We start from the raw sequence: 13,284 nt of genomic DNA, 5'->3' as shown, positions 1-13,284 counted from the left end.
TAAAAATATATTCCAATTTAGTAGAAATCGGGAAATATTAATGGATTTTAATTTTAAATAAATGTAAAAAAAAAACTGCTTAAATTTTTAAAATTTAAGCAGTTTAATTATAAGGAATTCGTTTATTAGAATCCTAAGTCTTTTTTCACGTCAGCAGTAATGTTTGGACCATCAGCTAATAGAAGAGTAGAACCATCTAAAACATATTGGAAACCTTTAGCTTTACCAACTTTTTGGATAGAAGCTCTTACTTTTTCCATTAAAGGTTTTACGATATCAGTTTCTTTTTGTTGAAGTTCTTTTTGAGCATTGTCTCTGTAGTCAACAATTCTTTTTTGCATATCCTGAACTTCTTTAGAACGATCACCGTTTACAGCCTCAGTTACAGTTGCTGCTTCAGCTTCATACTTTTTGATTTTAGTTTGGTATTCGTCAACCATTTTTTTGTATTCAGCATCATATGTCCCACTTAATTTTTGCAGTTGATTTTGAGCATCTAGCATAGCAGGCATTTTCGACATAATCTCGCTAACATCAACATGGGCAACCTTCGCCTGTGCGTTCATTGTATTACTTGCTCCTAAAATAAGTATTGCAGCAATTAGTAAAGTTTTGATTTGTTTCATCATTTTAAAAAATTAATTAATTATTGGTCGTATTTGTTTTTTGTGTTTCGGCCTCTTTTGCTTTTTTAGCCGCTTCTCGTTCTTCGAGTATTTTTTTTCTTCTCTCTTCTAATTCTTTTTTACGCTGTTCGTAAAGCTTTTGTCTTTCTGCCGCTTTATCTACTGCAGGTTCTGTTGTCGCAGGCTCAGTAGTTGTTGTTGCAGGTTTAGCTGTTTCTCCAGGTTTAGCCGTTTCAGTTGTTTTTGCTGCCTCGGTTGTTTTTGCTGGTTCAGAAACCGTGCCATTTTTTTTAGCTTCTCGTTCTGCCTGAATTGCTTTTCTTCTGTCGTCGTATTCTTTTTTCTTAGCTTCCTGCTCCAGTCTTCTGTCTTCAATCAGTTTTTCTCTCGCAGTTCTCTTTTCATCTAATGCTTTTTGACGATCTGCCATTGCCGGATTTTCATCAATTGCATTTTCCTTACTCTCTTTAGCTTCCTGATCTTTCAATTGTTTTTTAGTCAATTGTTCTCTTTTCTCAGTTCTGTTTAAAATACGCAGTACCTGATCACTAATATCGAATCTTTTGTTGCTAAAAAGCATTGTCAAATCTGACGATTTATCAAAAATGAAATCATAATTTTTAGCTTCGGCAATATCTTGAACAGCTGTAAAAACCTGATCTTGAATTGGCTTTGCTAAAGCTGATTTCTGTCTCATTAAATTTCCATCAGCACCAAATTGTTTTTGCTGATATTCCAGCATTTCGTTTTCCTGAAATTTTATTTCAGTTTCTCTTTCATCAATTAATTCTTTAGTCAATAAAGCTTTTTCCGCCTTAAGATTTTCTTTAAGCGTATTGATGTTTAATTTTTTGGCTTCTATTTCTTGCTTCCACTTTTGAGCTTTTAGCTCTAATTGTGATTTTGCTTCTTTGTAATCAGAAACATTTTCCAAAATATATTCCATATCAATGTAACCGATTCTAGTCGTTTTACCTTGACCCTGAATTGTATTTACGGCAATCAAGACTAAAAATATAAATAAAAACCGTTGTTTCATAACATTACTTTATTTTGAATTTTTAGCCAAAGGTATTAAAATTTGTAATAAAACCCGCACTAAAACTGTTGACCAATAATAAAATGTGTTTCCCATCCATTTGCCTTGTTTGTAACAGACCCTGGAAGAGCATCAAAACCGTAACCGAAATCAATTCCTAATAATCCAAATGCAGGCATGAATACACGTAAACCAGCACCAGCAGAACGATTTAAATCAAACGGATTGTAATCTTTAAACGATGGATATGATGAACCTGCTTCTAAAAACGTCAATGCATAAATCGATGCAGACGATTTTAATGTAATAGGATAACGTAATTCCATCGAGAATTTGTTATACACAGTAGCTCCAATCTGTTGTCCCAATGAATTAACAGGTGTCAGCGAGTTGTTCGGATAACCTCTTAATTGTATTGTTTCTCTACCATCCATTGAATAGTTTGCCATTCCATCTCCTCCTAAATAGAAACGCTCAAACGGAACAACTCCTCTTGATTGATCATAAGCTCCTAAGAAACCAAATTCTGTTAATGTTCTTAAAACTAATTTTCCATACACTTTAGTATACCAGTCTGCTTTAAATTTTACTTTATAGTATTCTAACCAGTTATATTTCTTTTGATCGACCTTTGCAGCATCTGTGTCAGCGCTCTTATAATCAGATCCTACACTCACATATTGAGAAGATCCGTTTATAGTTTCAGCTTTCATATAATCACCTGGATTTATAGGCTGTCCGTCTGGACCAGTTTTTGCCTCTCCGGTATATTGTACTTTATATTCTTTTTGGTTTCCTAAATCTCCGTAGTTAACTCCATTAAATAATGAATACGGAGGCGTAACTTTTGCAGAGATACTAAATTCAGAACCATAAGTTGGGAATATTGGGTTAACCCCTTTATTACTTCTTGAAAGTCCTATAGTATAAGCAAGGTTTCTTGATGCTCCGTTACCAAATGTAAACAATCCTGTGTAGTAATTGTTTAAGTCATAATGTTGATAACTCACAGATTGTGAAAGAACGAAATAATCATCCGGCACCGTTAAACGTTTCGCTAAACCAACCTGAACTGTAAAAATATTAAAACTTTGGCTTTTATCTACAGTTCTGGTTACATAATTGTTATTGAACTGTTTACTGTATGAAATTGATGAACTAAACTGTACTGGTTTTTTACCTCCAAACCATGGTTCAGAGAATGATAAACTGTACGTTTGGAAATAAGTACTTCCTTGTAAACGAAGCGCTACTTTTTGCCCGTCTCCCATAGGAAGCGGTTTGTAAGCATCTTTATCAAATAATTTTCTAGCGGAGAAGTTGTTGAAAGATAAACCTAAAGTTCCAATAAAACCTCCTCCGCCGTAACCTCCCTGAAGCTCAACCTGGCTAGATCCTTTTTCTACTAATTGGTATTCAATATCAACAGTTCCTGCAGCAGGATCAACGTTTCTAAATTCGGGTTTAATAGCCTCCGGATCAAAGAATCCTAATTGACCAATTTCACGAATAGTCCTAACTAATTCTTCTTTGCTGTATTTGTTTCCTGGCTTAGTTCTTAACTCACGGTAAATAACGTGGTCATTTGTTTTGTCATTTCCAGTAACATAGATTTTATTGAAATAGGCGATAGGACCTTCTGTAATTCTAATCTCAAAATCAATTGTATCGTTTACAGTTTTTACCTCTACAGCATTAATTTTAGAGAATAAATAACCGTTGTTTTGGTATAAGTTCGTGATATCTTCCCCGTCAGGTTTTGTGTTATCAGCGATTCTTTTTTCTAATAAAACACCATTATAAGTTTCTCCTTTTTTGATTCCTAAATAACGGTTTAACTGCTGATCTGAATAAACGGTATTTCCTAAAAACTTAATATTTCCGAAGTAATATTTGTTTCCTTCTTCTACATTAATTTTTATAGCAAGCATATTTTTGTCTTTGTTATAAGTAACAGAGTCATAAATAATACGTGCATCACGATATCCTTTTTCTTTGTAAGCAGCGATAACTTTTTCTAAGTCAGTTTTGTATTTTTCAGGGATAAATTTAGACGCTTTAAAAACACGAAGCAGATTTTTTTGTTTCGTATCCTTCATCGCTGCTCTTAATTTTGTATCAGTAAGCTGCTTATTTCCAATGAAATCAATACTGCTTATTTTAACTTTATCTCCTTTATCTACCCTCACAAGCATGTTTACCTGATTTCCTGCAGTACTGTCGGGAGTAGTAGTAATGGTAACTTTTGTATTGTAAAAACCGTCTTTTTTATACTTGTTTTCGATGTAATTTTTAGTAGTTGTAATTAAGTTTTCGTTTACAATTTTATTTTTAGTTAAATTGTTATCCTTAATTAATCCTTCGACTTTACTTTTCTTAACGCCGGTGATTTTAACTTCATTTAATTTTGGAAGTTCAACAATATTTAAATCTAAATAAATACTGTCGTTTTGAACCTTACTAATATAAAAAGAGATTTCGTCGAAAAGACCTAGTTTACCTAATTTTTTGATAGCGCCCGTGATTTCTTCACCCGGAACTGTTATTTCATGCCCCACTTGAAGGCCTGAGAAAGTAACAACAGTCTGCTCATTGAAGCTTATTTTACCAACAACAGAAACTTTAGCCAGAATATATTTTTTTCCTTGGTCAAAAGGAACTCTATCTTGAGCTTTAACTTGTGAAAAACTACCCAATAGTAAAAGGGTACAGATTATTTGTGGTATTCTTTTTTGTAACACTAAAAAATTATTTAATTTGTTCACTGGTTTTTCCAAATCTACGTTCTCTTTTTTGATAACTAATAATAGCCTCATATAAATCTTGATCTTTAAAGTCTGGCCACAAGACATTAGTAAAATATAATTCAGCATAGGCAATCTGCCACAACAGAAAATTACTTATTCTATGTTCTCCACTTGTTCGTATTAATAAATCTACGTCAGGTAAATTTTGCGTGTAAAGATGCTCATTTATAATTGAATCGTCAATAGTGTCTATTGAAATTATATTATTTTTAACTTTATCACTAATCACTCTAACAGCATTTACCAATTCCTCTCTGGAACCATAGCTTAAAGCAAGGGTTAACGTTAGTCTGGTATTGTTTTTGGTCTTCTCAATTACGTCTAAAAGTTCCTTTTGTGCCGATTTTGGCAATTTATCAAGATTTCCAATAGCATTAAGTCTGATATTGTTTTCTTGAAGTGTAACTAGCTCTTTTTTTAAGGAATTGATCAATATTTTCATTAATGCCTCAACTTCCAGTTTAGGACGATTCCAGTTTTCTGTAGAAAAGGCATACAGCGTTAGGTACTCAATACCTAGTTTGGCACAAGTTGTAATTGTTTTTTTTACAGATTTGGTGCCGTTTTCATGTCCAAAAGCTCTTAAAAAGCCTTGTTGTTTAGCCCAGCGCCCGTTTCCGTCCATAATAATGGCCAGATGTTTTGGTAAGTTTGATTGATCTATAGAGTCTAGTAAATTCATTTTTATTATTCTGCGCAGTAGCAAGGTTTTTGTCCAAAGGTATAAGTTAAAGTAATACCTGAAAAGACATACCAGTCATTATTATTTAAATTTCCGAATTTTAAAATGTTTGTATTGCTGGTATCAGGATTACTGCCGTCAATATTGTCGGTAAAAGTATATCGTGCGCCAACTTCGGCACCTATAACAAAATGCGGAGTTACATTTGATTTAATTCCGAGTGTTATAGGTATAGCAAATGAATTTGAATTGATCTTTTGCGTTGTACTAATGCTGTTGATATTTCGATATAAACCATCATAAATAAAAAAGCTTAAACCTGAATATATATAAGGAGTAATTTTTGTGTGATAATCATGAAGATTAAAATCGAAAAAATTAAATTCTAAACCAGCAGAAAATTCTTTTACCTCGTTTTCAAAACGATATCCTCTGTTGCTGCGGCTCGTTTCATCTGAATCAGCATCATTTCCAAGAATATTAGACTGTGTATAAGAAAAACGATAAGAGTGTCTTGGACTTTTGTTCCATTTGTACAAAATACCAAAAGCCGGTTTATTTGGGTTAATGTAAGTTGTACTTCCAACGTCACCAACAAAGTTACTTCCGCCAATAAACACACCAAGCTCATTGATTTGAGCATTAAGTGTAATAAAAGGGAAAAAACATAACAATAAATTAAAAATTTTCTTCATTTAATTCAAAATTGCGTGCAAATATAATAATTATCAATACGAATCAAAGTTCCTTTAGATAAATGTGCTTTTTTTTCAATTTACATTATGATTTTGAGCAATTTAATGATGATTCGCTATATGCAGAACGAGAAAATGTGGTATTATCGTATAGTGATGAAGGAGAAAAGAGATTAATTTCTCTTGTCCTCTCCCCAAAGCAGTTTGTTTCTTAAGGTTTTTAAGAAAGTTTCGCCCGGTATTTCAATCATTTTTATTTTATAATCTGTTTTTTTGATCTTAAGAACTGATTCGTTTTTTACCGAAGAAATTCTGGAATCTAAGGAAACCAAATATTGGTCTTCTCTTCCTGTTACGCGTAAAGTGATTTCTGTATCGTCTGGAATAACAAGTGGTCTGGCGGTTAAATTATGTGGTGCGATTGGTGTAATTACTAAACTTTTTACATCTGGAGTTAAAATAGGTCCTCCGCAGCTTAATGAATATCCTGTAGAACCTGTTGGAGTAGAAATAATCAAACCATCTGCCCAGTAAGAATTTAAATATTCATTGTTTAAATAAGTATCAACAGTAATCATCGAAGTCGTATCTTTTCTGCTGACAGTAACCTCGTTCATTGCAAAATTAAGTTCTGCGAATGCATCATTTTTAGGTTCGCAGGATATGCCCAGTAAAGTTCTTTCAGAAGTTGTGTAGTTTTGATCGATAACATATTGCAGTAAACTGTCAATGTTTTCTTTTTGAACTTTTGCAAGAAACCCTAATCTTCCTGCATTTATACCTAATAAAGGAATACCTGAATTGCGAACAAAAGCAGCAGCTCTCAAAATCGTTCCATCGCCGCCAATACTAATCAGCATTTCAAAACTATTATCTAAAGTAGTACTTGGAGAAAAAGTTTTATACTCCTTTTTTACAAGCTGCTTATCGTAAAGCATGTCCAGAAAATTTTCCTCAATTACCATTTCTACATTATTAGAATTGAAAAACGAGAAAATGTCTTTTATAATAGGTTCGGTACTGTTTTGATAATATTGTCCGTAAATGGCTATTTTCATTCTTCTTAATTAGATAATGAGGAAATGTGTTAATTTGATAATTTATTAGTTGAGAACATTTTCTAATTTTCTCATTGACCAATTTTCTAATTTAAATATTAAGATACTTGTCTAAATAATCAGAACGTTCTTTTAAACTATTAATATAGGTGTCTTCCTGATGTTCTGAAATAATTTCATAGCCATATCTTCTATACGTCTGAATAATTTCATTCATCGCTCCCAAACCTATTTTTATGGTAATCTGTACATTTTCTACATCGGCTTCAGAAACAAAACAGCCTAAAATTTTACCATTATTGCTTTCTACAATTTGCGTTACTTCGCTCATTGAATAATCCAGAAGTCCTTTCTGAACAATAATAATTCCTCCTTGTTCTTTTAAAAATGGCGTTTCCTGAAAAAATTTCATAATATCTTCCATTTCATAATAGCCTATATAGCTGTTATTTTCATCAAGAATTGGAATAATATTAGTGTGATTTTTTGCAAAGACTTCCAGAACATCCAGCCAGATCATTGATTTTCTGGCAAAAAAGCGTTCTAAAGTGTATTTGTAGTCAATAGCTTTTTTATCGGTATCAAATGTTTCCACATCATCAGAAGAAATACTTCCAATGAAAATCCCATCTTCTAAAATCGGGAAATGAGAAAAATTTACATCGATGAAAAAGTCCTGAATCGAGGCTATCGTTTCCTGACTATCAATCGCTCTGAAATCATTTGTGATATAGTTTGTAATTTCTGTCATAAATCAATCGAAGATATTTGATGCAAAATAATCAAAAAATACCAAAAACTGCTGCGTTTTACTTTGTATTTTTGTCGTAACAAATATAGTGTTACTTGAATTAATTATCTATTTATATGACAAAGTTAAGTGTTAATATCAATAAAATTGCAACGTTACGAAATGCAAGAGGCGGAAATGTACCTGATTTATTAAAAGTTGCTGTCGATATTCAGCGTTTTGGAGGGCAGGGAATTACCATTCATCCGCGTCCGGATGAGCGTCATATTCGCTATCAGGATGCACGCGATTTAAAAGCAATTGTTACTACTGAATATAATATTGAAGGAAATCCGCAGCATAATTTTATTGATTTAGTTTTAGAATGCAAACCAGATCAGGTTACTTTAGTTCCAGATGCAATTGGAGCCATTACATCTTCTGCAGGCTGGGATACCATTAAAAATCAAGATTATTTAACCGAAGTTATTCAGGAATTTCAAAGAAACGGGATCAGAACATCGATTTTTGTTGATCCGGTTTTAGAAATTATCGAAGGAGCTAAAAAAACAGGAACGGACAGAATCGAATTATATACAGAAGCTTTTGCACATCAATACGATTTGGGAAATAAAAACGGAATCGATCCGTATGTAAAAGCTGCAGAATTAGCAAACGAATTAGGTTTAGGAATTAACGCCGGACACGATTTGAGTTTAGACAATATTCAGTTCTTCAAACAAAATATTCCGGGATTATTAGAGGTTTCTATTGGCCACGCTTTAATTTCAGAAGCACTTTATCTTGGTTTAGATAATGTTGTGAATATGTATTTGAATAAATTGAAGTAAGATTAAAATTAAAACAATTATAACCTGATGTAATTGGGTTATAATTGTTTATTTTCGCACTTTTCTTATTAAAATTAAGTGTCGAAATCTATTATTCTTTTTTTATTATTATCCTTTTCCAACCTTTTTGCACAGTCAAATGTTAGGATATCAGGAAATGTAAAATCATCCGAAAATCAAAATTTAATTGGTGTCAATGTTTCTTTTGAGATAAACCAAAAACAGCTGTATACTATTACAGATACTTTAGGTAACTTTTCAGAAAGCATTCCTTCAGGTAATTTGGTTCTAAAAATTAACCATTTAGATTTTATACCAAAAACTATTTATTGCAATCTTCAAAAAGACACCATACTTTCTATTGTTTTAGAAAAAGATATTTCGCTTTTAAAAGAAGTGATTATTTCAAATGATAAAAAAAGCGGCATCAAAACTTTATCTGGAGGAAAACTTTCGTTTAATTTAAAAGAATTAAACGCTGTTCCAACACTTTTAGGAACTACAGATATTATAAAACTTTTGCAGCTGACACCCGGAGTGCAAAATTCCGGAGATGCAAACGGTTATTTGTACGTGCGTGGCGGCGATCCTGGTCATAATGCGATTTTGTATAATGAAGCGCCCATTTATGGAATGTCTCATTTACTAGGGATTTTTCCTTTTTACAACGCAGATCATATTAAGGATGTGGAATTTGACAAATCAAGTTCGAATGCAAAATACGGCGGGCGATTAAGTTCGACAACAGTTTTAAACACCAATAAAAAATTACCATCAGAATTTTCGATTCAGGGAAATGCCGGAATTTTGGCATCGCAGGTAACATTGGCAGTTCCTTTAAATGATAAAACAGGATTTTATATTTCCGGAAGAAAAACTTATATAGATGAAGTTGTAGGCCCAATATTAAAATCTGGTTCAGAAAGCAATGATGTTCAGGACATGAAATATGGTTTTTCTGATGCGAATTTTACTTTTTTATCCCAAGTTTCTAAAAAGAATATGTTTTCATTAGACGCTTTTTTCAGCGGAGATGAATTGAAAATAAAAGATGAGAATCTGGCGCTGCGAACGAAATTAAAATGGAGTAACTTTACAGTTTCACCATCTTTAACCACAACATTTTCTCCAAAAGTAAGCATGTCTAATTCGGTTTATTTTAGTCATTATTCTAATGATTTAAGTATGGAACAGGCAACAATTCAATTTGGAGTTTCTTCTTTTGTGAAAGATTTTGGGTTTACAAATTCCGTTAGGTTTTCAATTCATAATATTCCATTTGAGTCAGGTTTGCAATATGTTTATCACAATTTGCAGCCTCAAAAAGTGAATGTAGAAAACCTGACAACACTTGATAATTATTCCCAAAGAATAATTAATGCCAATGAAGCAGCAATTTTTGTAAACGCAAAACCTAAGTTATTTGAAAATATAACGGCCGATTTAGGACTTCGAATTAATTATTATACTTCGGGATCAGACTCGTATTTGCATTTTCAACCGCGCGCTGTGCTGAATTATTATGCCAATGAAAAATATTCATTTTACGCTTCATATAATAGACAATATCAATATTTGAGTTTGATTACAACTTCAAGCGTTGGTATTCCAACTGATTTTTGGATTGCAAGTTCTGATGGAATAAAACCGCAATCGTCTAATGAATTTGCTATTGGTTCCAATCAAAATATTACCAGAAATTTTTCTTCTTCATTTGGCGGATTTTATCGTTCGATGAAAAACCTGCTGGAATATCCGTATGGAATAACGCAGTTTAATGAAATTACAACGTTAAAAAATGATTTGTATGTGGGAAAAGGAAAAGCATATGGATTTGAAATGATGCTCAAAAAAAGCAACGGAAAATTTACGGGCTGGCTGAGTTATACCTTAAGCTGGTCTGATCGAAATTTTGATGAACTGAATAACGGGAAAACCTATTTTGCAAAATATGACAGACGCCATAATCTTTCTGTTGTTGGAATGTATGATTTAAACTCAAAATGGAATTTTGGAGTTACTCAAATTTTTGGCTCCGGAAATCGGTTTACAATGCCAACTTCTTGGTACTTCATAAACAATAATCCTGTTAAAGAATATTCAGGATATAATAATGCGCAAATGCCGAATTATATTAGAACTGATCTTTCTGCCAATTATTATTTTATAAAAACGGCTAAAAAAGAAAGTGCTTTAAACTTTTCTATTTACAATGCATTCAATATTTCAAACCCGGTTTATGTTGTTTTAGATGTAGAAGTAAACGAAGACAAAAGCAAAGTTGTGGTAAAACAGGAAAAAAAGGTTTTATACCGAATTCTTCCTTCTGTTAGCTGGAGATTTAAATTTTAAAGATGAAAAAATATATACTATTTCTTTTTGCTTTAGTACTAACAAGTTGTTTAAAAGACGACTTTAGTGAACAAAAAAACTTGGAATCAAAAATAGTTGTTGAAGGTTGGATTGAAGAAGGTGATTTTGCCAATGTTTTACTGTCGAGCAGTATTCCGGTTACAGATGTAATTGATTCTACAAATGTTTTAAATCATGTAATTCGATCGGCAAAAATCACAATTTCTGACGGTCAGAATTCAGAAGTTTTAAGAGTGAAAAACGATAAAAACAGAATTCCTCCATTTGTGTATTTCGGGTCAACATTAAAAGGAGAAGCCGGAAAAGAATATTCTATTAAAATTGAATACCTAAATCGTGTTGTTGAAGCTGTAACATCAATTCCAAAATCAGTGCCGCTTAAAAGTGCAGAATATATAAAGAAGAATGCGATAGATACAACCGGCTATATTTTTGTAAAATTTGATGATCCACCAGCCGAAAAAAACTATTACCAAATCGCTACAAAAATTGACGGCGAAGAACCTATTTTTGTGCCTTCATTTTATGGAAATTTAGACGATAAAAATTTCGAAAGTTCTTCGGTTTCAGTGCAGATAAACAGAGGAGTTTTGTTGTTTCCTAAAACAAAATTTACCCCTTATTTTGCTGATGGAGACGTTATTTATGTAAAACTAAGAACTCAAACCAAAGAAGCATTAGATTTCTGGAACAGCTGGCAAAACGAAATCGTAAACAGCAAAAATCCTATTTACCCGTCAAACACAAGTTTAAAGTCGAATATAAAAGGCGGAATTGGAATTTGGGCAGGATATGGACAAAGTACTATAATTGTTAAAACACCTCCAAAAAAATAAAGCCGATTTGAAATATTCAAACCGGCTTTAAATTATATTTTTTTAAAACTATTTTTCTTCTTTATTAAAAGCACTAATAAAGTCTTCAAATTTAGTTTGGAAAGTATCAAATCCTTCAGAGAAGTAAGTACTCATAGATACTTCAGTATTATCATTGAATTTTAAATAATAATCTTCACCATAATATTGTACTTTAAACTCTTCGTTATAAGACCAGTAACCATCAGGATTCCATTGGTCAACTGTCCATACAGGTATGTTAGCATAATAGCTGTAATCCTCTGCAGAATGTTGTATAATATCTGCTATTTTAGTTCCATCTTTTTTAGAAACTAAAATCAATTTTATATTTTTATTAAAATTGACAGCACTTCCTTCAGAATATTTTTTCTCATATACATTTTTTGCTGTATAATAAGCTTTAAAATCAGTTTTAGGGTTTTGATAATCAGGATAATCAGGGTGTACTACGCTTTTTTCTAATGCTGCTTGATCTGCCGCTTCACTAACTAAATCCATATCGGCAACAATTATGAAATTATCCATTAATTGGAATAAACCATTTGCTTTACCTCTGTATTGAGTAAGTTCTTCATTAGTAAGTAATTTGTCAATTTCAGCATTACTTCCGGCATTAAAGTTAATTAGAGTTTTTCCGTTGTAAGTAAGAGATGCTTTTGAGGTATTTTGCGCTGCCTTAACACCACTCATTTCCCAAGTGTAACCATCGTTCAAAGTCATTTTGTATGCAAAATCAGTAGGGATTTCTTTTCCGTTTGCATATTTTGCAGTTTGTGTAAATGTAGCTGCTTGTGCATTGTCAATTGTTAAAACCGCATCAGCAGAAAGTGGAAGAAAGAAATAGTCAGTTATTTCTTCATCGTCATAATAATTAGTGGCGAATTTTACTTTTATGTCAGATGAAACACTTTTAGAAGTAAAAACAGCATTGTTTGCAGTTTGAGATTCTTTAGCAGGGAAAACAAATTTTAGCTCTGTAGTTGAAGCTGTTTTCACCCATTTTTCGTTGGTATTATTCCATGTATAAACACCATAGACACCAGAAACAGTTAAAATGTCTTCAATGCCATTATCATCTTTACCATCAAAAAGCTCAATTTGATCAACACCTAACAATCTTGATAAATTTTCTAATGCTTCAATAGCTCCAGAACTTTTCGTTTTGTCCAGCTCAGTAAGCATTTGATTAGCTTCAGCCTCTAATTTTAATTTTTGCTCACCAGGAGTTAATTTAGAATAAGGCTGTTTGATAATTGCAGCAATTTGCTCTTCTAATGATAATTCTGTTTCAGGTTTAGTAGTTTCGTCATTGCTTTCGTCGCTTGAACATGAAACCATAAGCTGCGAAGCAACTAATGATAATAAAAGGAATTTTTTAATCATAAAGGTGGTATTAATTAATTTGGATTTAAATCAAGTTTTTGGTTTTGATTTCGGGGCGCAAGATAGCTTATTTGATTTTATTAACTTTACGGGATCACGTAAAAATGTAAACTTTTTTCTATTAATATTAATTGTAAAAAATATCTTGAAGAATACATTCTGTTACAGATTAATTGATAAGTT

11 protein-coding genes are annotated in these 13,284 nt (G+C 32.3%); 3 read left to right on the top strand and 8 right to left on the bottom strand.

Annotated elements, in window-relative coordinates; translation table 11 throughout:
• Positions 1–125 precede the first annotated feature (125 nt).
• The 7 genes from ACODSB_RS09260 to ACODSB_RS09230 all read right to left on the bottom strand — a co-directional run bounded on the left by ACODSB_RS09260 (position 126) and on the right by ACODSB_RS09230 (position 7,658).
• Complete coding sequence (locus ACODSB_RS09260; RefSeq protein WP_177178064.1) at positions 126–629, bottom strand: OmpH/Skp family outer membrane protein; 504 nt, start codon at positions 627–629, stop codon at positions 126–128.
• 13 nt (positions 630–642) lie between these two features.
• Positions 643–1,665 carry an OmpH/Skp family outer membrane protein gene (locus ACODSB_RS09255; protein ID WP_488936822.1) on the bottom strand — a complete coding sequence of 341 codons (1,023 nt, stop codon included), beginning with the start codon at positions 1,663–1,665 and terminating at the stop codon, positions 643–645.
• A 59-nt stretch (positions 1,666–1,724) separates the two neighbouring features.
• Complete coding sequence (locus tag ACODSB_RS09250; protein ID WP_488936821.1) at positions 1,725–4,481, bottom strand: BamA/OMP85 family outer membrane protein; 2,757 nt, start codon at positions 4,479–4,481, stop codon at positions 1,725–1,727.
• Entirely contained in the window at positions 4,414–5,154 is a 741-nt protein-coding gene (gene uppS, locus ACODSB_RS09245; protein WP_053471628.1) for an undecaprenyl pyrophosphate synthase, read from the bottom strand. Before uppS ends, ACODSB_RS09250 begins: the two co-directional genes overlap by 68 nt.
• Positions 5,155–5,159: 5 nt before the next feature.
• The gene (porG, locus tag ACODSB_RS09240; protein ID WP_488936820.1) at positions 5,160–5,849 is read right to left on the bottom strand and encodes a type IX secretion system protein PorG; all 690 of its coding nucleotides are present in this window, start codon (positions 5,847–5,849) and stop codon (positions 5,160–5,162) included.
• Between the two features lie 173 nt (positions 5,850–6,022).
• On the bottom strand, positions 6,023–6,907 hold the full coding sequence (locus tag ACODSB_RS09235) for an NAD kinase (protein ID WP_053471626.1): 885 nt from the start codon (positions 6,905–6,907) through the stop codon (positions 6,023–6,025).
• A gap of 91 nt (positions 6,908–6,998) precedes the next feature.
• Positions 6,999–7,658 carry a CBS domain-containing protein gene (locus ACODSB_RS09230; protein ID WP_053471625.1) on the bottom strand — a complete coding sequence of 220 codons (660 nt, stop codon included), beginning with the start codon at positions 7,656–7,658 and terminating at the stop codon, positions 6,999–7,001.
• A gap of 116 nt (positions 7,659–7,774) precedes the next feature.
• On the opposite strand from ACODSB_RS09230, the gene ACODSB_RS09225 reads away from it, so the two are divergent.
• From ACODSB_RS09225 to ACODSB_RS09215, 3 genes are all read left to right on the top strand, one after another.
• A complete protein-coding gene (locus ACODSB_RS09225; RefSeq protein WP_053471624.1) occupies positions 7,775–8,488 on the top strand; it encodes a pyridoxine 5'-phosphate synthase in 714 nt (237 codons plus the stop codon).
• A 78-nt stretch (positions 8,489–8,566) separates the two neighbouring features.
• Complete coding sequence (locus tag ACODSB_RS09220) at positions 8,567–10,840, top strand: TonB-dependent receptor plug domain-containing protein (RefSeq protein ID WP_488936819.1); 2,274 nt, start codon at positions 8,567–8,569, stop codon at positions 10,838–10,840.
• Positions 10,841–10,842: 2 nt separating this feature from the next.
• Positions 10,843–11,697: a DUF4249 domain-containing protein gene (locus ACODSB_RS09215; protein ID WP_488936818.1), complete on the top strand. Its 855-nt coding sequence runs from the start codon at positions 10,843–10,845 to the stop codon at positions 11,695–11,697.
• Between the two features lie 48 nt (positions 11,698–11,745).
• On the opposite strand, the gene ACODSB_RS09210 is transcribed toward ACODSB_RS09215, so the two are convergent.
• The gene (locus tag ACODSB_RS09210) at positions 11,746–13,101 is read right to left on the bottom strand and encodes a hypothetical protein (protein WP_488936817.1); all 1,356 of its coding nucleotides are present in this window, start codon (positions 13,099–13,101) and stop codon (positions 11,746–11,748) included.
• Between the last annotated feature and the right edge of the window lie 183 nt (positions 13,102–13,284).

Source organism: Flavobacterium sp. FG68 (assembly GCF_057808895.1).
This window is presented reverse-complemented; position numbering and strand designations above follow the sequence as displayed.